We start from the raw sequence: 22633 nt of genomic DNA, 5'->3' as shown, positions 1-22633 counted from the left end.
GATTCTGTACGTCGATGCCGCAGCCGCGAAGTTATTCGGGTCGTTTCCTACCGCACCTCGAATTCCGGATCTGTGGGAACCTGCATGGCGAGAGCGAGATGATTTGTCTGCGCGGCAAGCCCGATGATCGTCAGGAGTTCGCCATGTTGGGCATCGGTCATGCCGCGCGCCCGGGCGGCCGCGGTGTGGGATTGAATGCAGTATTGGCAGGCATTGGCCGTCGACACGGCGATATAGATCATCTCCCGCGTCAACGGATCGATCGCGCCTTCGACCGTCATGACCGACTTAAGCGTCTCCCACACCCGGTTGAGATTTGCGGGATCATTTGCGAGAGCACGCCAGAAATTGTTGATGAAATCGGTCTTGCGTGTCGCCCTGATGTCATCGAACACGGCTTGCACGGTCGGAATGGCTGCGGCCTCTTCATCCGACAGGAGTTTGACTGTTGCCATCGCAAGTTCCTTTCCGGGCGCGGATCCAGGGCCTCAAGCATGATTTGCTCGGCGATCCCACGCTGACCGGCGGAACATACGAAGAAATGGCAACGGCCGCCAGCCTCCCCGCCGGTGAGGAAATCGAACATCGCATTTCAGGAAAACAGGCAAAATTAGAAATTATTGTCTATATATTTTATAGATTATGCCGTTCCATAGCCCTGTCGACATCCAGCGATGAGATTTCGAACGCCCGATGAATCCTTCATCGGGCGCAGTGACCTGCCGACTTCTTCCAATTTCAACAGGAGATTTCCATGAGCAATCCGGTTCTCGTCAATCAGATCATCCCCGAGTCCGATGTCGTCCCGCTGACCGGCCGCGTCGGTGCCGAAATCAAGGGTATCCGCCTCGGCGGTGATCTTTCGGATGCAAAGGTGGCGGCCATCAACCAGCTTCTCTTGAAACACAAGGTCATCTTCTTCCGCGATCAAGGACATCTTGACGATTCCGAACAGGAAGCCTTCGCACGCCGCCTCGGCGACCTTGTGCCGCATCCAACCCAGGGACCGGTCGCCGGCACGGCTTCCATCCTCAATCTCGATTCCAGCCGCGGCGGCGGCAGGGCGGACCAGTGGCACACCGACGTCACCTTCGTCGATGCCTATCCCAAATTCTCCGTTCTTCGCGGCGTAGTCATTCCGGCGGCCGGCGGCGACACGATCTGGGCCAATACCCATGCCGCATATGAAAGCCTGCCGGCGCCGCTCAAATTGCTGGCGGATCACCTGTGGGCCATTCACAGCAATGCCTATGACTATGCTGCCGTTCGCCCTCGCGCCACCGCTGAAGAGAAGAAGCATTTCGAGGAGGTCTTCACCTCGACCATCTATGAGACCGAGCATCCGGTCGTGCGTGTCCATCCGGAAACCGGCGAAAGATCGCTACTGCTCGGCAACTTCGTTCAGCGCCTTGTCGGCCTGTCGAAGAGCGACTCCGTAAAACTCTACGAGGTGTTCCAGTCCTACGTCACCGCCCCGGAAAATACCGTGCGCTGGCGCTGGAGAGCGGGGGATGTGGCGATCTGGGACAATCGCGCCACCCAGCACTATGCCGTCAACGATTATGGCGACCAGCACCGCGTCGTGCGCCGCGCCACGGTTGACGGCGATATTCCCGTCGGCATCGACGGCCGCCGCAGCATAACCCATGTCAAGGCCGCCAAGCCGCAAGCAAAGGCGGCGTGATCACGCACAGATGAGTGTTGCCGGGCACATGAAGCGACCAGAGCTTCATGTGCCGCTGACATCCTTTTGGAGAGATTGCGGAAGCGGCCGGGCGCCCTTCGCAACAGCAAAAAGAGCCACATGCCTTACGAGAAGGATAGCTTCTCGCTCGGCCGGGTCAGGGTTTCCGGGCGCAGCACCGCATCGAGATGCTCCTTCTGCATCAGGCCGCGTTCGAGAAGGATTTCGTAAACCCCCCGTCCCGAATGATGCGCTTCCAGCGCAACCTCCGTGGCGTTGCGATAGCCGATATAGGGGTTCAGCGCCGTCACGATGCCGATCGACTGCTCGACCGTCTGCCGCAGCCGGTCACGATTGGCGGTAATGCCTCGAATGCAGTTCGCTTCGAGCGTCAGGCAGGCATTGGTCAAGTGGCTCAGGCTGCGGTAGAGGCTGTAGAAGATCACCGGCTCGAAAGCATTCAACTGAAGCTGGCCCGCCTCGGCGGCCATGGTGATCGTCACGTCATTGCCGATCACTTCGAAAGCGACCTGGTTGACGACCTCGGGGATGACCGGGTTGACCTTGCCCGGCATGATCGAGGAGCCGGCCTGCCGCGCCGGCAGGTTGATCTCGTTCAGTCCCGCTCGCGGTCCCGAGGACAGCAGTCGCAAGTCGTTGCAGGTTTTGGACAGCTTGACCGCCACGCGCTTGAGGACGCCCGAAAGCTGCACGAAGGATCCGCAATCCTGCGTCGCCTCGACCAGATCCGGCGACGTCACCAGATCGACGCCGACGATCTCGCACAGGCGCTCGCGCACCAGCGCTGCATAGTGGGGATGGGCGGTGATGCCGGTACCGATGGCGGTGGCGCCGAGATTGATCTCGCGGATCAGCGAGACGGCTTCGGCAAGGCGCGCCTCATCCTCCGCGAGCATCAGTGCATAGGTTCCGAATTCCTGTCCCAGCGTCATCGGGACGGCGTCCTGCAACTGGGTGCGACCCATCTTGAGGACGTCGGCAAATTCGACCGCCTTGGCCTCGAACGACCGGCGCAGGATTGCCATGGCGTCGACGAGACGGTGAACGCCGATCCAGGCGGCGAGCTTCAGCGCCGTCGGATAGACATCGTTGGTGGATTGCGAGAGATTGACGTGCTCGTTCGGATGCAGGTGCTGGTACTCGCCCCGCGAATATCCCATGATTTCAAGCGCCCGGTTCGCAATCACCTCATTGGCATTCATGTTGGTCGAGGTGCCGGCGCCGCCCTGAATGAGATCGACGACGAAGTGGTCGTGCAGCGCGCCGTCGCGGATCTCGACACAGGCTGCGATGATGGCGTCGGCGCGCGCCCGATCGAGAAGGCCGAGGCTTGCATTGGCCTGAGCCGCCGCCTGCTTGATCGCGGCGAGCGAGGCAATCAGATCCGCCGATTCACGCAGGGTCTGACCGGTGATCGGAAAATTCTCGACCGCGCGCAGCGTATGCACGCCGTAATAGGCCGAGGCCGGAACGTCGCGGTCGCCGATCAGGTCATGCTCGACGCGGATTTTCGCAATATCGGAGATAGTCATGGCTGAACTTTCGAGAGGCGGCGCTGCGGCTGCGGCGGCAGGCCGGAAGAATGATGAATGGGGACGCGGCAGAAATTGCCGGATCCGGAAGTGTCATCCGGTCAAGCCGCGGGACGGGAATTCTCTCCGTCCGGCTTGGATCCGCGCAGCTTGAATGGAAAGGACACGCCGCCGGTCGTGATACCCATCGTGTTCACGCGCCTGGGGCGATGAAACTCCGCAAGCTGCCTGCGACGTTCCGACGAGCCGACGCCAAGCTGCTCGAGGATTTCCGTCACGACGGCGTAGAGGATTTCGATGTTGCCGTCCTCGATCTTGACCGAGATGCCGAGCGCCCCATCCGCTCCCAGTCGCCTGGTATCGTCCGAGGCGCGAACACCGATTGCATAGCTGGCATCGGCGCCGAGCTTGCCGATCATTGCGCCGTCGAATGCGCGCATCAAAACCGTGCAGTAACGCCCGTCGCCCGCGACCAGTTCAGGGTAGCACGCCATCGCCCGGAAAATGCGAGCCAGCGCTGCGTCTCGCGTCGACGAGCCCTCCCGCCCCTCGCCCCGGTCCGCGGCCGAAGCAAGCTTGGCATAGAGGCGCGCCAGGCGATCCAGGGGAAAAGCGGGCGTCGGCAGATTGCATCCGTCGATCCCCCATTCGACGTCCTGCGGGTCCAGGTCGCAGAGTTCGGCGACCGTCCGCTTCACGACCAGCTGCATCGGATGATCCGGCAGGTGATAGTCGTCGGCGCCCGCTCCGATGGCCCGGGCGCCGGCAATCATTCCGACGTGTTTTCCCGAACAATTGCTGCAGACAGCCGTCGGTGTATAGTCCTGCTTGATCCAGGCCCGGTTCACGTTTTCGGACAAGGAAGGATGGCCGCCGCAGCGAAGATCCGCCTCCTCGGCCTGGATCTTTGATAGCATGGTCCGCGTCCGCACGATATGGCGCTCTTCGCTGCTGTGGGAAGCGCAAATCAGCGCGAGATCGGCATCATCGAAGCCGTAGCGCTCGAACCCATCCGTCTCGAGGATGGCAAGCGCCTGAGCCGGCTTGGCGGCAGACCGGGCAAGCGTCAGGCGCGTCGGGTTTCCCAGCGCGTAAAGCAGCCTCCCCGTTGCATCGACGACCGCCGCATGGACGCGGTGACGGTTCTCGACGATGCCGCCACGATCGGTGACGACGAAATCCTCACTCGGGATCATTTCTCTCTCCATTGATGCGGTGCCCGACGGCCTTCGGCGCGCCGGGGATAGCTATCGCGGGTCAGGCCAGATCGAAACCGCCGCGATCGTCGCCGTGTTCGGCTGCAATCAGGTGGATGCGCTCCCGCATCAGAAGCCAGCCGACCACCAGCGCCGGAATGATCAGCAGCAGAGACGCGACCGTGTAGGTGCCGACTGGATAATCGAGGGCCATCAGGATCACGACGATCGCCAGGAAGCCCAGCGTCAGCACGCCGGTGTAAGGCGCGCCGAACATCCGGAATTCCGGCCGCGCCAGCTTGCCCTGACGTGACAGGTACCACAGCTTGAGCTGGCAGAGGACGATGACGCCCCAGGCCGCGATGATGCCGAGGGCCGCGACATTCAAGCCGATCTCGAAAGCTGCTGCCGGAACGACGGCGTTCAGCACGACGCCGAAGGCGGTCACGACTGCGGTCACCGCAATCCCGCCATAGGGTACGCCGGATCTGTTCATTTTCGCCAGGGCGGCCGGCGCCGAGCCTGAGATCGCCATGGAATGCAAGATGCGGCCGGTCGAATAGAGGCCTGCATTGAGGGACGACAGGACCGCGGTCAGCACGACGAGGTTCATGACGACGTCGGCGCCCTGGACGCCGATCTTGCCGAAGAAGGTGACAAAGGGGCTCTCGCCGCCCTTATAGGCGGTATAGGGCAGCAGCAGCGACAGCAGCAGAACCGAGCCGACATAGAAGACCACCAGGCGCAGCACGACCGTCCGGATCGCCCGGGGCATGACCTTGCGCGCATTTTCGGTTTCGCCTGCGGCGGTGCCGATCAGCTCGATCGAGGCATAGGCAAAAACCACCCCCTGTATCACGACCAGCGCCGGCAGGATCCCGCTCGGAAACATGCCGCCGAAATCGGTGATCGTATTCAGCCCCGGAACGTGGCCGTCGATCGGCGTGCCGGAGATGACGAAGTAAACCCCGACGATCAGGAAGACAACCAGAGCGAGAACCTTGACGAGGCTAAACCAGAATTCCAGTTCGCCGAAGACCTTCACCGACAGAAGGTTCATGGCGAGAACAAGGACCAGTGCCGTCAGCGCAAATACCCACTGATCGATCATGGCGATCCATGGGACATAGGCCTTGAAGAAATTCATGTAGAGCGCCACCGCGGTGACATCGGCGACCGCCGTCATCGCCCAGGTCAGCCAGTACAGCCAACCGACCGCGAAGGCGAGCTTTTCGCCGTAAAATTCACGGGCATAGGAGACGAACGAGCCCGAGGTCGGGCGATGGACGATCAGTTCGCCGAGAGCCCTGAGAACGAGGAATGCGAAAAAGCCGCACAAGGCATAGACGAGTACGAGCGCCGGACCGGCAGCGGCAAGCCGCCCGCCCGCGCCGAGAAACAGGCCGGTGCCGATGGCGCCGCCGATGGCGATCATCTGGATCTGACGCGGCTTCAGCGCCTTTTTGTAACCGAGATCCTCCTCGGCGAAGATCTGGCCATCGGCCTCGGTTCTGGTGGATTCCATGACTGTCATTACTCCTCCCTATCCTGGATTCGGCAGCCTCCCCGGCCGCCCTTCCGCGCAGTCGCCCCATAGATGTTAATCTGCTATGCGGTCTGACAGGTTTGTGGAATAGCTGAGGATCCGCGCCACGGTCAAGGTCTTTCGTTCGAGAGGGTGCATATATGAACGCCGGTTCGCCCATCTGGCAGCTGCCGATGCCCGAGCGCACGGTGTTGGAGGAAGCGTTCGCGGCTGCTTAACGCAGTGCGGCGCCGAGGATGCGATTGACCGCCGTCTCGACCTTTTGGAGATGAACCTCCATCGCGGCCCGGGCTTCGATCTCCGAGCCTGCACGGATCGCGTCGACAATCGCGCGATGCTCGTCGTTCGACTCCTGGCGCCGCGGCCCTAAGACCGTCAGCAGCCCGGATTGCTGCGCCATCGCCTCCCGGACCTCGTCGACGATGTCGCGGAAGACGGCGTTCTTCGATGCAGCCGCGATCAGTCCATGAAATTCCGAATCCAACCGCACCCAGGCCTCGGTATTTTTCTCTTGCTCCATCTCGTCGCAAAGTCCGAGCAAGCGGGACAGCTCGTCATCGCTCCGACGCAGCGCCGCCCAGCCGGCGGCCGATACTTCGACGTGAGGCCGCGCCTCCATCAGATCACGCGCCGAATAATCGCCGTAACTGATATTTCCGTCGCCGGCAGCCGCGAGCACATAGGTGCCGCTGCCCGTTCGCGTCTCCGTCAGCCCCAAAATCTGCAGCGAGCGCAGCGCTTCCCGGACGATCGGGCGGCTGACGCCGTATTTTCCCGCCAGCTTAGCTTCCGACGGCAGCTTCGAACCGGCAGCAAAACGGCCGGAAAGGATGAGGCTGCGCAATTCATCGAACACAAGTTCCGAGGCGCTTTTGCGACTGAGGGTCGCGGGATCGGACAGCCAGTTTTCTAGATCGTTCATCGCTTGCATTCGATTGGCCGGGCGGAATGTCCGGGCGCAAAATTGAAATCAGGCCTTCCAGGCAGTTCGTCTGTTATCGGCAATCCCGATGATGGACCGCTCGACCTCCAGCAGGTGCTCCGCCATTGCCGCGCGCGCATCCTGCTCGCTGCCCGCGGCAACTGCCTCCAGAATTCGGCGATGTTCGGCGTTGGACGCTTTGCGCCGGCCGCGAACATGCTCGACGAGTTCGGATTGCGTCGAAAGCGCGCCGCGAACATCGGCGACGACTTTCCGGAAGATCGCATTGCCGGAAGCCTCCGCGATTTCTCCGTGAAAGACCGCATCCATCCGCACCCATTCCCGGACATCCTCTTCCTCGTCCATCCGGTCGCACAAGGATGCGAGCCGGGTCAGCTGCTCGTCCGAGCGCCGCAATGCCGCCCAACCGGCAGCCGGAATCTCGATGCAGGGGCGCGCCTCCATCAGATCCCGGGCGGAATAGGCGCCGCCGCCGAGTTGGCGCGCGGGGCTTTCCGAAACGACGAAGGTGCCCCGGCCGGTCCTGGTCTGCGTGAACCCCAGTGTCTGCAGCGAACGCAGCGCTTCACGCACGATCGCCCGGCTGATGCCGTAACGTTCGGCAAGTTGCACCTCCGAGGGCAGACGGATCCCGAGCGCCAGTTTCCGATCGACAATGGCCGTGCGGATATCTTCGAAGACCGCCTCGGCAGCGTTTCTTCGGCCTATTTCTTTCTTCTCCGAGAGCCATGAATCCATATTCCGCATCGAAGAACGATGCGGGCAATCCACAGAGCTGTCAAGCAACCGAACAGGCTGATCGGGAGCGTGCGGGCGTGCGGCACGCGTCGCGGAAAGCGATTACCAGAGCTTCATATGGCGGTTGACGTCCTTGTAGAGCAGGTAGCGGAACCGGCCGGGGCCGCCGGCGTAGCAGGCCTGCGGGCAGAAGGCGCGCAGCCACATGAAATCGCCAGCCTCGACCTCGACCCAATCCTGGTTCAGGCGATAGACCGCCTTGCCCTCCAGCACATAGAGACCATGCTCCATGACATGCGTTTCCATGAACGGGATCACCGCACCCGGCTCCAGCGTCACGATGTTGACGTGCATGTCGTAGCGCACATCGGCCGGATCGATGAAGCGGGTCGTGCCCCAGCGCCCGTCGGTGTCGGGCATGGCCCGGATCGGATGGTCGTCCTCATGGGTGACGATCCCCGGCGGCGGTTCCAGCCCCTCGACCTCCTGAAAGGCCTTTCTGACCCAGTGGAAGATTGCTGCGGCTGAGCCGTCATTCTTCAGACGCCAGGCCGAACCCGCTGGAATGTAAACAAAGGAACCGGCGCGCAGCGCATGGCTGACGCCCTCGAGCTCAACCGTCATGTCGCCTTCGACGACGAACAGCACCGCTTCAGCCCGCTTGTCGGGCTCCGGGCGGTCGCTACCGCCGCCCGGCTGAACTTCCATCACATATTGCGAGAAGGTCTCGGAGAAGCCCGACAGCGGCCGGGAGAGAACCCATGCGCGCGTCCCCGTCCAATGCGGGAGCAGGCTCGTGACAATATCGCTCATGACGCCGCGGGGGATGACCGCGTAAGCCGTGGTAAAAACGGCCCGGCCCGAGAGCAGCTGGCTCTGCGGCGGCAATCCGCCGAGCGTCGAAAAATAATCCGTCTTGTTCATCGGTGCGGCTTTCCAAGCATTTGTCTCTGCACCTGCTTTATGCGCCGCCGATCCGTTAGGCAACTCACAAGCCGGACGAGCGATCCGCCATCACCAGGTGGCCGGGCCCGACCTCGCGATAGAAAGCTTTCGGGGGGGCATAGTCGACCGGTCGCATCGGGCTTTTGATCTCGTCATTCGCCACCAGGCGCTTTTCGTGGCGACGGTCGGGATCGGGCACCGGCACGGCGGCGATGAGCTTCTTCGTATAGGGGTGCTGCGGATTTTCGAATATGGCGGCGCGCGGGCCGACCTCGACGATCTCGCCGAGATACATCACCGCCACGCGGTGGCTGACGCGCTCGACCACCGCCATATCATGCGATATGAACAGAAAGGCGAGGTTGAGGCTCTGCTGCAGGTCGAGCATCAGGTTGATGACCTGCGCCTTGATCGAGACGTCGAGCGCCGAAACGCTTTCGTCGGCAATGATGACCTTCGGCTGCAGGGCAAGCGCCCGGGCAATGCAGATGCGCTGGCGCTGTCCGCCGGAAAATTCATGCGGATAACGCCCGGCCATCTCCGCGGAAAGGCCGACCTTGACCAGCAGATCGGCAACGACGTCCTTGGACTGTTTCGCCGTGCCCATGCCGTGCTCGAGATAGGGCTCGGCGATCGCAGCACCCACCGTCATGCGCGGATTGAGGCTGGCGAAGGGATCCTGGAAGATCATCTGCACGGATTTGCGCATTTCGCGCAGTGCCCTCCTGTCGAGGCCGAGCACCTCCCTCCCCTCGACGAGCACCGAACCGGCCTGCGGCTCGATCAGGCGCATGATGGCCCGCCCTGTCGTCGATTTGCCGCAGCCGGATTCGCCGACGAGCGACAGCGTCTCGCCGGCATGGAGATCGAAAGAGACGTTTTCGACCGCGTGCACGCGGCTCGTCAGCCGGCCGAAGAGGCCGGAGTGGATATCGAAGCGCTTGGTGAGGTTCTTCACCTGCAGGACGGGCGTCACTGCCACCGTATCGGCTGCCTCGGCGGGAACGTCGGATTCGCCCGTTGCGGTATTGACCACGGGAAAACGCAGCGGCCTCTGCCGACCCTGCATCGAGCCGAGCACCGGCACGGCGGACAGCAGCGCCTTCGTATAAGGATGTCTGCCGCGGTGGAAGATATCGGCGGTGACGCCGCTTTCGACCTGCTCGCCGCGATACATCACCACCGTTCTGTCGGCGATCTCGGCGACAACGCCCATGTCATGCGTGATGAAGAGAACGGAGGTCCCCTCCTCCGCCTGCAGCATCTTGATGAGATCGAGGATCTGCCCCTGGATCGTCACGTCGAGCGCTGTCGTCGGCTCGTCGGCGATCAGCAGTTTCGGCCGGCTGGCGAGCGCCATGGCGATCATCACCCGCTGGCGCATGCCGCCGGAAAAACGGTGCGGATATTCGTCGAAGCGCGAGGCGGCCGAGGGGATGCGGACCTTCTCCAAGAGCCTGATCGTTTCGGCCCTGGCATCGGCCCGGCTCAAATCGGAATGGCAAAGCAGCGCTTCGGAGATCTGATCGCCGATGGTGAAAAGCGGATTGAGCGAGGTCATCGGCTCCTGGAAGATCATCGCCACCTCATTGCCGCGCACCTGCCGCATCGCGTGTTCCGGCAGCGCCAGCAGGTCGCGGCCGCCGAGCACGACGCAGCCTTCGGTGCGGCTCGTTTCCGGCTGCAACAGCCGCATGATCGACAGCGACGTCACGCTCTTGCCCGAGCCGGATTCGCCGACGATCGCCACGGTTTCACCGGGCGCGACGGTGAAGGAGACATCGCGCACGACCGGTTTCCAGGCGCCGTCCACGAGGAAGGAGGTGGTCAGCCTGTCGACGGAAAGAACGGGGCTCAATGTCTCGATCGGCTGGGCTTGGGCGTTGGCCATTTCGGCTCCTCTTGCGGCGGATGAGAACGGCGGGTCAATCCGGCCAGCGCAGCAATCCGTCGAAGCGGTGCCGGCTGCGGTTTTCGATCGGGGTTGCGATGATCTCGTTGGAGGCGCGTGCCTTGTCGAGCTCCTCAGCAAGACGGTTTGCGACGATCACCTCCTGGCCCGGATGCAGGTTGCAGGGGTCGAGATAGAAATAGCGGTGCTCCACCTCGTGGTCGCGCACGATGATCGGCGGGTTGCCTCTCGCCAGCGCATCGGCCAGATCCCAGGCGGTGATATGGGCCTGTTCGGGATCGACGATGAGACGCAGACGGTCGAGCGGATTGTTGGTGGGGTCGGGCTCGATCAGCGCGGTGACGCCGGGACGACCCTGGAGGGTCTTCTTCCAGAGATTGAGATAGCCGGTCTCGCGTTCGCGGATGCCGGCATGGTCGCGCCTTTCCCAGGCTTCCAGCGCCGCCATGACGCCGAAAATGCTCTCCTTGCCTACCTTCATGCCGCGGCCGATGCCCATATTCTGCAGGAAGGCATGGCGCACCAAATCCTTCCTGCCGGCAACGATGCCGGAGGTCGGGCCGCCGAGAAACTTGTGGCCGGAATAAAGCGCGATATCAGCCCCCTGCTCCAGGAAAATCTTGAGGTCATATTCCGATGCCGCATCGACGATAACGGGCACCCCCTTGGCATGGGCGATCTCGACGAATTCCTTGAGGTTCAAGAGGCCGTAATCGACGACGTGGTGGGAAACGACATAGACGGCGGCTGCGGTTTTGTCGGTGATGGCGTTTTCCATATGGAAGCGATGGGTCGAAGTCGCCTGTCCCACAAGCACGACCTTGCCGCCGGCAAGCCGGATTGCCTGGTCGACGGGCGCACCGTAGCTGACCACATGGCCCATCTGCACCAGCACTTCGTTCTTCTCAGACACGGCATCCGGCAGCCTCTCGATAGCCAGCAGATTGTTGCCGGTGATCGCACCGGCGACGGTAAGCGAAATACCGGCCGAGCAGGAGGCGGTGACGAAGCCCGCCTCGCCGCCGGTCAGCCGGGCGATGACGCCGCTTGCCTTGCGCTGCAGGTCGTTGATCTCGGCGAAGTGCGGCAGGATGGACGCCATCGCCGCGATCGCCTCGGGAACGACGATCGAAGCGCCAAGGCTGGTCATCGTGCCGGACACATTGATGACGGGACGAAGGCCGAGCGAAGGTCTGATATCATCGGGCATGAAGATCTCCGGAAGTCTGGGGCGAAGGGCGAAACATGGGGCGGTCGTCCGGCAGTGTCGAACAGCCGGAGAACGGACGCGGGTTAAGATAGGAAAAGGTCATCCGAAGACCACTCCAAACATGAAAACACACCTCGTCATCCATGCAAAGCGACGATCGCCTCGATCTCGACGGTGATATTGCCGGGCAGCGAGCCGAAGCCGACGGCCGAGCGGGCATGTTCGCCTGCCGCTCCGAAGACCGCGATCAACAGGTCGGAACAGCCGTTGATGACGCTCGGATGGTCCTCGAACTCGGGTACGGCGTTGACCATGCCGAGCAGCTTGACCACCCGCCTGACGCGCGAGAGATCGCCGAGCGCCTCATGCATGACGGCAAGCAGGTTGATGCCGGTCAGCCGCGCATGCCGGTACGCCTCGTCGACACCGACGCCGCCGCCGACCTTGCCGGCATGCAGGAAGCCATCGGCTTCGCGCGGCCCCTGGCCGGATAGATAGAGCATACTGCCTTCCACCACATGCGTCACGAAATTGGCAATCGGCGGTGGCGGCGGCGGCAGCGTTATGCCAAGAGCGGCTAACCGTTGGTAAGGCGAATTCTCGACCTTGCCGGCTGCGGCGGGGAACTGATTCACGCGAACTCCTGTCATGCGAATTTCGATTGGCGAATTTGGATTGGCCGACCGCTGGTCGACGGATCAAAGGTCCTTGCGAAGTCTCGGGTCGAGCATGTCCCTCAGGCCGTCGCCGACCATCTGCAGCGACAGCACCGAGAGAACGATCGCGACGCCGGGGAAAAGCGTCATCCAGTCGGCCTGGCCGATATATTGCCGGCCGGCGGCGATCATCGTTCCCCAGGTTGGGATCTCGGGGCTGACGCCGAGGCCGAGAAAGGACAGGCCGGCCTCGGCAAGCATGGCGCTGGCGAAGAGGAATGTGCCCTGCACCAGGATCGGCGACAGCAGATTGCGCAGCACATGCCGCGTCATGATGTGGAAGGTCGAAATCCCGAGCGCCCTCGCCGCCTCGACATAGGGCAGCTCGCGAATAACGAGCGTCGAGGCTCGCACGATGCGGGCAAGGCGCGGCGCATAGACGATCGACAACGCGATGATGACGGTCGTCAATGACGGGCCGAGGGCGGCGACCAGCGCGATCGCCAGCAGAATATCGGGGAAAGCCATCATCGCGTCGATCAGCCGGGCTATCGGCGTATCGAGCTTCTGGAAGAAGCCGGCGAGCAGGCCGAGCGTGACGCCAATTGCGGCCGAAAGCGCGACGACCGCAGCCCCGACGAACAGCGACAGGCGGCCCGCGAAGATCGTGCGCGAGAAGACGTCGCGACCGAACTCGTCAGTGCCGAAGAAGAAGGTGCCGCTCGGCGGCTTCAGTCGGTTGACGATGGAAAGCTTCGACGGCGAATAGGGCGCGACTACAGGCGCGAAGGCCGCCAGCAGCACGAAGATCGCCAGGATCAGCAGGCCGAAGGCCACCGTCCTACGCTTCATCAGGCGGCGGACGAATTTGCCGCCTTCGCTTTCGGCTGGTTTGATTGCGATATCGGCCATCAGTAGCGCACCCTCGGATCGACCAGCAGGTAGAGCATGTCGATCGCAAAATTGATCAGCACATAGAGCGCGGCGATGACGAGCAGCGCCCCTTGGATGACGGGATAATCGCGGCGCAACACCGCCGAAACGACGAGATTGCCGACACCCGGCAGGCCGAAGACTGTTTCGGTGACAACAGCGCCCGAAATCAGCACCGCCGCCGTCAGGCCGAGCACCGTCAGGATCGGGATCAGCGCATTCCTCAACGCGTGCTTGAGGATGACCTTGCGCTCGATCAAGCCCTTGGCGCGGGCCGTGCGGATATAATCGTCGCCGAGCACATCGAGCATCGAGGCGCGGGTGAAGCGCAGGATCAACGCCGAGGAGACGATGCCAAGCGCAAAGGCCGGCAGGGTCAGGTGATACATCCGGTCGATGAAGGTCGAGCCCGGGCCGCCATATCCCGAGACCGGGAAGAGATTGAACCGCACGGCGAAGAACTGCATGAGAATGAGCCCGAGCCAGAAGCTCGGAATGCTGGCGGCGAACATGGCGAGCGTCGTTGCCGCCTGGTCAATGAAGGAACCGCGCCGATAGGCGGCATAGATGCCGATCGGCAGGGCGATGGCGCTGGCAATGGCAAGCGAAAACAGCGTCAGGAAGAAGGTCGGCTCGGCCCGGTCGATGAGGGCCGATGTGACGGGCATGTTCAGGAAGATCGACTGGCCGAGATCACCCTTCAGCAACTGGCCGATATAATAGACATATTGCAACCCGAGCGATTGATCGAGGCCGAGCCGGGTTCGGAGATCGGCAATATCCTGCGGCGTCGCATCCGGCCCGAGCATAACGGCGGCCGGATCTCCCGGCGTCACACGCACGATGACGAAGACGACCGTGACGACGAGAAACATCACGACGATCATGCCGAACAGGCGCTGGAGGATGTAGCGGATCATGAATGCCGGCCTTCAAGCCCTTGCAGATGCGGCAGAAAAGATGACCGGTACCGGTCCCGAAGGACCGGTGCCGGCGGTGATGCTCACTTCTTGATCGAAGCGTTCCAGAAATACGGCCAGGGAGCCGGATCGACTCCTTCGAGCTTGACCGACTTCGCCGAGACGGCGTTGAAATCGCCGATCTTCATGAAGGGCGCGTCGGTATAAACCGCCTTCTGAACATCGGCCCAGAGCGCCACGCGCTTCTTCGGGTCGACCTCGGAGGTGAAGGCATCGACGGCGGCCTTGCGGGCTGGCGTGTCCCACCAGCCCGGCGAACTGGTCGAGAGCGAGCCGATGAGGGCCGGCTCCGGCAGGAAGGGGCTGTGGGTGATATAGATATCCCAGAGCTTCGGATCGGTGCGGCGCTGCGTCAGCGTCGCCCAGTCCACCACCTGCATATCGACGGTGAAGCCGGCAAGCTTCAGATATTCGGCGGCGACCTGCGCCATCTTGTAATGGAACTCGTATTGACGGCTGGTCAGGATGCGGATCGGCTCGCCGTTGTAACCCGCTTTCTTGGCGGCAGCCGCCGCCCCTTCCGGATCGGCGACATTATAGGCGCCCTCGACGCCGGCATCCGTCGACCAGGCAAAGGTCTTGGGGTAGATGGCGCCGTCGAGCGCATAAAAATCCTTGCTGCCGAAGGCTGCCGCCAGCATGTCTTCCATGCTGAGCGCTTGGCGGATCGCCTTGCGGACCTCGACATTGGCAGCCACACCTTCCTTCGTATTGAAGACGAAGACCGGATAACCGAAGGGCTTCAGCATGACCGGCTGCGAGGCAGTCGACGCCTTCAGCTTGTCGTAGGATTCGACCGCGATCGAGTCGACATAATCATATTGGCCCGAAATGGCGGCCTCGACGCGGGTGTTCGGATCCGGCACCGGCACGAAGCGGATTTCATCGAGATATTGATGGCGGGCGCCGCCGTAACCATTGCCGTCGCCCTCGCGTGACTTATAGCCGTCGAAGCGGACGAGCTGGATATATTGGTCGGCCTTGCGCTCCTTCAGCATATAGGGGCCGGTGCCAATGAATTCCTTCATCGGTTCGTCCTGCTTTTCGGAAGGGATGATGATCGCCGCCGAATTGTTGAAGGCGAGCAACGAGGTCAGCGGCGCATAGGGCTGCTTCAGGGTGATGGTGACGGTCGAAGGATCGGTCGCGGCGATCTTGCCGATGAAGCCCGCCACCTGCTTGCCGCGCGAGGCGATCTTCGTCCAGCGGCCAAGCGAGGCGACAACATCCTCGGACGTCATGTCTGTATTGTCGTGGAACTTGATGCCGGTCCTCAGCTTGATCGTATAGGTTTTGCCGTCGGCGCTGATCTCCGGCAGGCTTTCGGCCAGCAGCGGCGTGACGTTCCAACTCTTGTCGAAGGTGTAGAGCGTTTCGAAAATATGCTGGGTGACGATGCCGACAAGATCAGCCGTCGACGACATCGGATCGAGCGTCGGCGGCTCGCCGATCGTCGCGACATTGATGACGCCGCCCTTTTCCTGGGCAAGCAGGGCGGACGGCAGGGCGACGAGCGCGGTGCCGAGCAGGAATGCGACCAGTGTTTTCATGTGATGGCTCCCGTTTAGTTCCATTATTATGCAATTCATCTTTTTGTAACAGAATAAGAACTGGATCGATCCTGTCAAGCGCGGGCGACGGATTATGCAGCCGCGGATAGCGCGACGCCGAAAAAGCACCATCTTCATCTGCGGCTGTCTGCGCTGCATGAAAGCGGCATGATATGCCAAAGTCAGGCGGTCGCCTTCGGTCAGGCTTCAACAGAACGGGAGAACGGGATGAGCATCGATTTCAACAAAGGAAAGTGGCTGAACGAGCCGGCCAGCTGGCGCGCAGACGAAACCAGCCTCACCCTGACGACCGACGAGAAAACCGATTTTTGGTGCGAAACCTATTACGGCTTCACCCGCGACAACGGCCATTTCCTCGCTTTTCCCACCGGTGACAGCTTCACCGCCGAGATCCGCATCCAGGGCGAATTCCGCACCCTCTACGATCAGGCCGGCCTGATGGTGCGCCTCGACGAAACACGCTGGGTGAAGTCAGGCGTCGAATTCACCGACGGCGAAGCCTTCCTCAGCGCCGTCGTCACCGACGGCAGATCCGACTGGTCGGTGTCCCAGCCCTTCAAGGAACTCGAAGATTTCCACATCCGCGTCACCGTTGCAGGCGGCGCCATGCGCATCCAGGCCTCCCGCGACGGCAGCCGCTGGCCGCTGCTGCGGCTAGCGCCCTTCCCGGCTGCCGACCGCTATGAAGTCGGGCCGGCGGCCTGCACGCCGGAGCGCAGCGGGTTGAGGGTGCGGTTTTCGGAGTTTTCGATCGGGCCGGCGATTACGACGGATCTTCACGATTTGAGTTAGCCGGATAGGATGCGATCGGGATTGCATTCCTGAGCAGCAACGTTCACGCCTAAAGCGCAGCCGCAAGGAGAGTACCGAACCCTCATTTTCGAGATGACATCCGCCCCGTTCTCTGCGAAAAAGAGCGCGATGAGAGACAGGGGCGCCCGTCGACAGACGGGCTGAGAAGCACCCTTCGAACCTGAACCGGATAATGCCGGCGGAGGGAGTCGCTCGGGGTCGCGGTTTCGCCCGCACGAATTGCCCCGTGCCCGCCCCCGCCTGAAAGGGGCGCCATGCAAAACAAGATCACGTCGGGAGCCATGCTGAAGGCGATGCGCGAAAAGCCGCCGCTCGTCCAGTGCATCACCAATTATGTCGCCATGAACATCGCGGCCAATGTTCTGCTTGCGTCGGGCGCCTCGCCCGCCATGGTGCACGCCGCTGAAGAAGCCGGCGAATTCGCCGGCATCGCGAATGCATTGACCATCAACATCGGCACGCTTTCGACGCAATGGATCGAAGGCATGCAGACGGCGGCGAGGGCCGCCAACGCAGCCGGCAAACCATGGGTCCTCGATCCGGTCGCGCATTACGCGACGGCCTTCCGCCGCGGAGCGGTCGCCGATCTCCTGGCGCTGAAGCCGACGATCATCCGCGGCAATGCTTCCGAGATCATCGCCCTTGCCGGCGGAGAGAGCCGCGGCCAGGGCGTCGACAGCCGCGACCCGGTCGAGCAGGCGGAAGGCTCGGCGCGGCGGCTCGCCGAGCGACAGCGGGCGGTGGTCGCCGTCACCGGTGCGGCCGATTTCGTCACCGATGGTGAAAGAGCCGTGCGCATCAAAGGCGGATCGGTCCTGATGCCGCAGGTCACCGCACTCGGCTGCTCGCTCACCTGCCTGATCGGCGCCTTTGCCGCGACCGCCCCTGAGGATACGTTCGGGGCGACAGTTGCGGCCCTTGCGACCTTCTCCGTCGCGGGCGAGGATGCCGCCCTCGGGGCGGCCGGCCCCGGCTCCTTCGCTTGGCGTTTCCTCGATGCGCTGTCAGCCCTGGACGCCGAAACGCTCGATGCCCGGGCAAGGATTTCGGCCGTATGAAGGTTTTCGACCTTTCGCTCTATCTCGTCCTCGACCCCGAACTCTGCGCCGGGATCGGCATGGTCGAGACCGCGCGCCTTGCCGTTGCCGGCGGCGCCACGATGGTGCAACTGCGCGACAAACATGCGGGCACGACCAGAATGATCGAGACCGGCCGAGCCTTGAAACAAGCGCTTGCGGGAACCGGCGCCCTGCTCATCGTCAACGACGATGTCGAGGCGGCGATCGCCATAAGTGCCGACGGCCTGCATATCGGCCAGGAAGACATGGACGCGCGCACGGCACGGACGATGATCGGCCCCGGGATGATCCTCGGCCTCTCGGTCGAGACCGCGCCGCTTGCTAGCGCCGTCGATCCCGGTCTCGTCGATTATGCCGGCGTCGGACCGGTCTTTGCGACGCCGACCAAGGCCGACCACAAGCAGCCGATCGGCTTTGACGGTCTGGCAAGGCTGGTGAAGGCTTCGCCGGTGCCGTCAGTCGCCATCGGCGGCCTCAAGGCGAACCACGTGGCCGAGGTATTTGCCGCAGGCGCCAATGGGCTTGCCGTCGTCTCAGCCATCGCCGGCACGCCGGACCCCGAGGCGGCCACGCGCCGCATCGCCGCAGAAATCCGAAAGGTCCGCCCATGATCCGCAACGTTCTCTCCATCGCCGGCTCCGATCCCTCGGGCGGCGCCGGCATCCAGGCCGATCTCAAGGCCTTTTCCGCCCGCGGCGTCTACGGCATGGCGGTGCTGACCGCGCTGACGGCGCAGAACACGCAAGGGGTGAGCGGCGTGCATCTGGTGCCGCCGCAATTCGTCGCCGACCAGGTCGATGCCGTCTTTGCCGATGTGCGCGTCGACGCCGTCAAGATCGGCATGATCGCCAATGCCGGCATCGCCGAGGCCGTTGCCGCAGCCCTCGCGCACCGGCGTGGCATCCCCGTCGTTCTCGACCCGGTGATGATCGCCAAGGGGGGCGCCGCCCTGCTCGCACCTGAAGCGGTCGACGTGCTGACCAGGCGGCTGCTGCCACTTGCCACGCTTCTCACCCCGAACCTGCCGGAAGCCGCCGCACTTCTGCACCAGCCGGTCGCGACAAACCGGGCCGAGATGGCCGCCCAGGCCGAGCGGCTGCGCGCCCTTGGTCCGGCCGCCGTGCTGGTCAAGGGCGGACACCTCGACGGTGACGAAAGCCCCGACGTGCTTGCCACTGCCGACGGCCTGCACTGGTTCGAGGCGCGACGCGTGCCGACCAAGAATACCCACGGCACCGGCTGCACGCTGTCCAGCGCGCTGGCCGCCGAACTCGCCAAAGGCGACTCGACGCCAGGGGCTGTTGCCATTGCCAAGGACTATCTCGCCGGCGCGGTCGCAGCCGCCGGAAAGCTCAGCGTCGGCTCCGGCCACGGTCCGGTGCAGCATTTCCACGCGCTCTGGCAAGAGGGCGAATAGGCGCTGGCATCGGCAAACAGATGCAAATGTAAAACGGCCCGGCTTGTTCCGGGCCGTTTTGCATTGGACCCATACCGCACGTCGAGGCCGCAACGAGAACAGTCGCGTCCAAGAAAATCCCTGTTGACAAGCCTTCTGAGATGGCCAAGTCTATGACATTAAAAGGGGATATATTCCGCAATAACGGAACATCCAGAGGAGAGACGGGTGCCGGACCTGCTTGTGAGCTTATATTCCACTAGGCTCGCCGAACTGAAAGAGCGGGCTGACGTCGTCGGCGCCTCCATCCGTCCGGCTCTTCCTGCGGAACTGCACCTCGTGGTCAACTGGGTTCGCGAACAATTCAGCGAGAATTGGGCGAGCGAGGTTTCGGTCGCTTTTTCCCGCCAGCCCGTCGCCTGCCTGATATCAGTCGAAGGCGGCAAGTTGCTTGGCTTTGCCTGCTACGACACCACGGCGCGTGGCTTCTTCGGCCCGACCGGCGTCGATTCCGGAGCACGCGGCAGGGGCATCGGCCTCGCGCTGTTTTCCGCCTGCCTTGAGACAATGAAGACGCTCGGCCATGCCTACGCCTTCATCGGCGATGCCGGCCCCGTCGACTTCTACGCCAGGACCGCAGGCGCCATCGTTATCCCCGCCCCCGACAAGGGCATTTACGAAGGCATGCTCAGAAGCGCGCCGAAATGACCATCTGATACCGGAGTTCCAGAATTGTCCTCGACCCCTCTTGCCCTTTTCGTCGGGCTTCCGAATCCCATCATATCGGATTATGAATTCGCGCTCTTTCGCGACACCAACCCGCTCGGCCTTTTCGTCGGGCGGCGCAATCAGCGCGAGCCGGAGCAGACGAGGCGCCTGATCGAGCGCTTTCGCGAAGCCGTCGGCCGCGACGATGCGCCTGTCTTCACCGACCAGGAAGGCGGGCGCGTCCAACACCTCGACGCCGGTCCCTGGCCGCTCTTCCGCAGCTTCGGCCAGTTCGCCGACCTGGCGCGGCGCGATCTCGATCTCGGCAAAAAGGCACTGCGCCTTTCCTCCCAGGCCATGGGCGCGATGATGACGGAACTCGGCCTTTCCAGCGGCTGCTCGCCCGTTCTCGACCTCGTCTTCGAGACGACGAGCGCGGTCATCGGCGCCCGCTCCTTCGGCCCCGATCCGGACTTCATCGCCGCCCTCGGCCGCGAGGTGGTCGACGGCCTGCTAGAGACCGGCAACATGCCCGTCATGAAGCACATTCCCGGCCATGGCCGCGCCACGCTCGACTCCCACAAGGAGCGTCCGGTGGTCGATGCCAGCCGCGAAACGCTCATCGCCACCGATTTCAAGCCGTTCGTCACGCTGAAGGATACGCCCTGGGCCATGGTCGCCCATGTCGTCTATTCGGCCTACGACGCGGAGCTGCCGGCTTCGATCTCGCCTGTTATGCACGACCTGATCCGCAAGGAGATGGGCTATGAGGGCGTGCTGATATCCGACTGCATCTTCATGCAGTCGCTCTCCGGCACCCTGCCGGAACGCGTCGCCCAAGTGCTCGACGCGGGCTTCGATATCGCCCTCCACAGCCACGGTGACGTCAGGGAAAGCGAAGCCGCAGCCAAGGCCGCCCGCCCGCTGACCGACGCCGCTCTCAAGCGCATCGCCGCCGGCAAGGCCCGCCTCGGCAATCTCAAGATCGATTATCGCGCCGCTCACCGGCAAGTCGAAGACATGTTTGCCAGCGTGCCGGCCGCCTGACCGGCACATCATTTTTCACGTATAAGAAGAAGGGGAATGGAACATGAAAAAATATCTTCTTGGGGCCGCAGCACTCACGCTGATTTCGGGATCCGCCATGGCGCAGACGGTGCTGACGGCGAATATCGAGCCGGCGACCACCTGGGTTCGCAACTTCAACCCGTTCAACCAGACCTCGGCGCGCCAGTCGACGCTCGACTTCATCTACGAGCCGCTGGTGATTTTCAATCGCTTCGACAGCAACAAGCCGGTCTACCGCCTGGCCGAAAGCTTCAAGCTCTCCGACGACCTGAAGAGCATAGAGTTCAAGCTGCGCCGGAACCTGAAATGGTCGGATGGCGAGCCGCTGACCGCAGCCGACGTCAAGTTCACCTATGACTATCTGAAGAAATTCCCGGCGCTCGATTTCGTCAGCATCTGGACGTTCGTCACCGACGTCCAAGCCGTCGACGGCCAGACGGTGCGCTTCACCCTCGCCAATCCGAGCTCGCTTGCCGCCGAGCAGATCTCGCAGCTGCCAATCGTTCCCGAACATGTCTGGAAGGACGTCGCCGATCCCGTCACCTTCGCCAACGAAACCCCGGTCGGCAGCGGCCCGCTGACCGAGGTGCCGCGCTTCACCGGCCAGACCTACGACCAGTGCCGCAACCCGAACTATTGGGACAACGCGCACCTGAAGGTCGACTGCATTCGCTTTCCGCAGCTTGCCGACAACAATCAGATCCTGACGGCAACGGCCGACGGCACGCTCGACTGGGGCGTCTCCTTCATTCCCGACATCGACAATGTCTATGTCTCGAAGGACCCGGCGCATTTCCACTATTGGTATTCGCCGAGCAGCATGGTCGCCTTCCTGTTCAACTTGGAAACCGCAAACGAGAACAACAAGAAGGCCTTCAACGATGTGAAGTTCCGCCGCGCCGTCGGCATGGCGCTCGACCGCAAGACGATGATCGACGTCGCCGGCTACGGCTACCCGACGCTGAACGAAGACCCCGGCCTGATGGGTGAACTCTACAAGAGCTGGGCAGACCCTTCCATCAAGGCCGACTTCGGCAAATACGCGACCTATGACGCCGACGCGGCCAAGGCGCTGCTCGACGAGGCCGGCTACAAGGACAAGGATGGCGACGGCTTCCGCGACAATTCCGACGGCAGCAAGATCGCCTTCTCGATCATCGTCCCGAACTCCTGGACGGACTGGGTCGACACCGTCAACATCGCCGTCGAAGGCATGCAGGCGGTCGGCATCGATGCCAAGATCGAAACGCCTGAAGAAGCAGTCTGGACCGGCAACCTCATCAACGGCACCTTCGATGCGGCGATCAACAGCCTGCCGGCTTCGGCTTCGCCCTACTATCCCTACAAGCGCGCCTTCAGCGCTTCGGACAAAGGCAAGACCCGCTTCACCGCGCAGCGCTGGTTCAACCCGGATGTGGAGAAGCTCGTCACCGAGTTCACCCAGACCGCCGACCTCGCCAAACAGAAGGAAGCGATGAACAAGGCGCAGCGCATCGTCGCCGAAAACATGCCTGTCATTCCGGTCTTCAACAATCCGAACTGGTACCAGTACAACACCAAGCGTTTCACCGGCTGGTCGACCAAGGAAAATCCCTTCGTCAATCCGTCGATCTCGCGCACCAATCCGGCGCGCCTCTTGAACCTGCTCGCCTTGGAGCCGGTCAAGTAAGGCATTGATCTCGGGAGCGGCGCGTCAACGCCG

The 22633-nt window shown here is 62.7% G+C and carries 22 protein-coding genes and 1 riboswitch; of the genes, 9 read left to right on the top strand and 13 right to left on the bottom strand.

The annotated features are described in order from the left end of the window. Nucleotides 1-47 precede the first annotated feature (47 nt). Entirely contained in the window at nucleotides 48-455 is a 408-nt protein-coding gene (locus HJC00_RS05800) for a carboxymuconolactone decarboxylase family protein (RefSeq protein ID WP_210632374.1), read from the bottom strand. Here HJC00_RS05800 and HJC00_RS05795 point away from each other — a divergent pair. Continuing rightward, complete coding sequence (locus HJC00_RS05795; protein WP_221145137.1) at nucleotides 449-697, top strand: hypothetical protein; 249 nt, start codon at nucleotides 449-451, stop codon at nucleotides 695-697. The two genes, HJC00_RS05800 and HJC00_RS05795, sit on opposite strands and share 7 nt — an antisense overlap. 57 nt (nucleotides 698-754) lie before the next feature. Then, entirely contained in the window at nucleotides 755-1684 is a 930-nt protein-coding gene (locus tag HJC00_RS05790; protein WP_210632372.1) for a TauD/TfdA family dioxygenase, read from the top strand. 125 nt (nucleotides 1685-1809) lie between these two features. Here HJC00_RS05790 and aspA read toward each other — a convergent pair whose 3' ends face one another. The 12 genes from aspA to HJC00_RS05730 all read right to left on the bottom strand — a co-directional run bounded on the left by aspA (nucleotide 1810) and on the right by HJC00_RS05730 (nucleotide 15846). After that, complete coding sequence (gene aspA / locus HJC00_RS05785; protein ID WP_221145133.1) at nucleotides 1810-3237, bottom strand: aspartate ammonia-lyase; 1428 nt, start codon at nucleotides 3235-3237, stop codon at nucleotides 1810-1812. A 101-nt stretch (nucleotides 3238-3338) separates the two neighbouring features. Beyond that, nucleotides 3339-4433: an asparaginase gene (locus tag HJC00_RS05780; protein WP_221145130.1), complete on the bottom strand. Its 1095-nt coding sequence runs from the start codon at nucleotides 4431-4433 to the stop codon at nucleotides 3339-3341. A 61-nt stretch (nucleotides 4434-4494) separates the two neighbouring features. Next, on the bottom strand, nucleotides 4495-5967 hold the full coding sequence (locus tag HJC00_RS05775; RefSeq protein ID WP_210632369.1) for an amino acid permease: 1473 nt from the start codon (nucleotides 5965-5967) through the stop codon (nucleotides 4495-4497). Between the two features lie 226 nt (nucleotides 5968-6193). Next, nucleotides 6194-6901: a FadR/GntR family transcriptional regulator gene (locus HJC00_RS05770; protein ID WP_210632368.1), complete on the bottom strand. Its 708-nt coding sequence runs from the start codon at nucleotides 6899-6901 to the stop codon at nucleotides 6194-6196. 48 nt (nucleotides 6902-6949) lie between these two features. Further along, nucleotides 6950-7669, bottom strand: coding sequence for a FadR/GntR family transcriptional regulator (locus HJC00_RS05765; protein ID WP_210632367.1), 720 nt, complete (start codon nucleotides 7667-7669; stop codon nucleotides 6950-6952). Between the two features lie 93 nt (nucleotides 7670-7762). Further along, nucleotides 7763-8584 carry a bifunctional allantoicase/(S)-ureidoglycine aminohydrolase gene (locus tag HJC00_RS05760; protein ID WP_221163745.1) on the bottom strand — a complete coding sequence of 274 codons (822 nt, stop codon included), beginning with the start codon at nucleotides 8582-8584 and terminating at the stop codon, nucleotides 7763-7765. A 64-nt stretch (nucleotides 8585-8648) separates the two neighbouring features. Next, nucleotides 8649-10496: an ABC transporter ATP-binding protein gene (locus HJC00_RS05755; RefSeq protein WP_210632365.1), complete on the bottom strand. Its 1848-nt coding sequence runs from the start codon at nucleotides 10494-10496 to the stop codon at nucleotides 8649-8651. A gap of 34 nt (nucleotides 10497-10530) precedes the next feature. Continuing rightward, nucleotides 10531-11727: an aminotransferase class V-fold PLP-dependent enzyme gene (locus HJC00_RS05750; RefSeq protein WP_221145126.1), complete on the bottom strand. Its 1197-nt coding sequence runs from the start codon at nucleotides 11725-11727 to the stop codon at nucleotides 10531-10533. A 137-nt stretch (nucleotides 11728-11864) separates the two neighbouring features. After that, on the bottom strand, nucleotides 11865-12377 hold the full coding sequence (locus HJC00_RS05745) for a RidA family protein (RefSeq protein ID WP_210632363.1): 513 nt from the start codon (nucleotides 12375-12377) through the stop codon (nucleotides 11865-11867). A 48-nt stretch (nucleotides 12378-12425) separates the two neighbouring features. Beyond that, nucleotides 12426-13295: an ABC transporter permease gene (locus tag HJC00_RS05740; protein WP_221145124.1), complete on the bottom strand. Its 870-nt coding sequence runs from the start codon at nucleotides 13293-13295 to the stop codon at nucleotides 12426-12428. Next, nucleotides 13295-14236: an ABC transporter permease gene (locus tag HJC00_RS05735; RefSeq protein WP_221163744.1), complete on the bottom strand. Its 942-nt coding sequence runs from the start codon at nucleotides 14234-14236 to the stop codon at nucleotides 13295-13297. Before HJC00_RS05735 ends, HJC00_RS05740 begins: the two co-directional genes overlap by 1 nt. A gap of 83 nt (nucleotides 14237-14319) precedes the next feature. After that, entirely contained in the window at nucleotides 14320-15846 is a 1527-nt protein-coding gene (locus HJC00_RS05730; RefSeq protein WP_221145122.1) for an ABC transporter substrate-binding protein, read from the bottom strand. A gap of 228 nt (nucleotides 15847-16074) precedes the next feature. On the opposite strand from HJC00_RS05730, the gene HJC00_RS05725 reads away from it, so the two are divergent. The 7 genes from HJC00_RS05725 (at nucleotide 16075) to HJC00_RS05695 (ending at nucleotide 22600) form a co-directional block, all read left to right on the top strand. Further along, the gene (locus tag HJC00_RS05725) at nucleotides 16075-16659 is read left to right on the top strand and encodes a DUF1349 domain-containing protein (RefSeq protein ID WP_210632359.1); all 585 of its coding nucleotides are present in this window, start codon (nucleotides 16075-16077) and stop codon (nucleotides 16657-16659) included. Between the two features lie 128 nt (nucleotides 16660-16787). After that, nucleotides 16788-16884: riboswitch (TPP riboswitch) on the top strand. A gap of 50 nt (nucleotides 16885-16934) precedes the next feature. Further along, complete coding sequence (thiM, locus tag HJC00_RS05720; RefSeq protein WP_210632358.1) at nucleotides 16935-17738, top strand: hydroxyethylthiazole kinase; 804 nt, start codon at nucleotides 16935-16937, stop codon at nucleotides 17736-17738. Next, complete coding sequence (thiE, locus tag HJC00_RS05715; protein WP_221145109.1) at nucleotides 17735-18370, top strand: thiamine phosphate synthase; 636 nt, start codon at nucleotides 17735-17737, stop codon at nucleotides 18368-18370. The genes thiM and thiE overlap by 4 nt, the downstream gene beginning before the upstream one ends. Continuing rightward, a complete protein-coding gene (gene thiD, locus HJC00_RS05710; protein ID WP_221145099.1) occupies nucleotides 18367-19176 on the top strand; it encodes a bifunctional hydroxymethylpyrimidine kinase/phosphomethylpyrimidine kinase in 810 nt (269 codons plus the stop codon). Before thiE ends, thiD begins: the two co-directional genes overlap by 4 nt. A gap of 207 nt (nucleotides 19177-19383) precedes the next feature. Beyond that, entirely contained in the window at nucleotides 19384-19863 is a 480-nt protein-coding gene (locus HJC00_RS05705; protein ID WP_221145097.1) for a GNAT family N-acetyltransferase, read from the top strand. Nucleotides 19864-19887: 24 nt separating this feature from the next. Then, nucleotides 19888-20910, top strand: coding sequence for a glycoside hydrolase family 3 N-terminal domain-containing protein (locus HJC00_RS05700; RefSeq protein WP_210632354.1), 1023 nt, complete (start codon nucleotides 19888-19890; stop codon nucleotides 20908-20910). A gap of 43 nt (nucleotides 20911-20953) precedes the next feature. Then, nucleotides 20954-22600: an ABC transporter substrate-binding protein gene (locus HJC00_RS05695; protein WP_221163743.1), complete on the top strand. Its 1647-nt coding sequence runs from the start codon at nucleotides 20954-20956 to the stop codon at nucleotides 22598-22600. Nucleotides 22601-22633: the final 33 nt, after the last annotated feature.

The organism is Rhizobium sp. NLR22b, from assembly GCF_019685295.1.
Lineage (GTDB): Bacteria > Pseudomonadota > Alphaproteobacteria > Rhizobiales > Rhizobiaceae > Rhizobium.
This window is presented reverse-complemented; position numbering and strand designations above follow the sequence as displayed.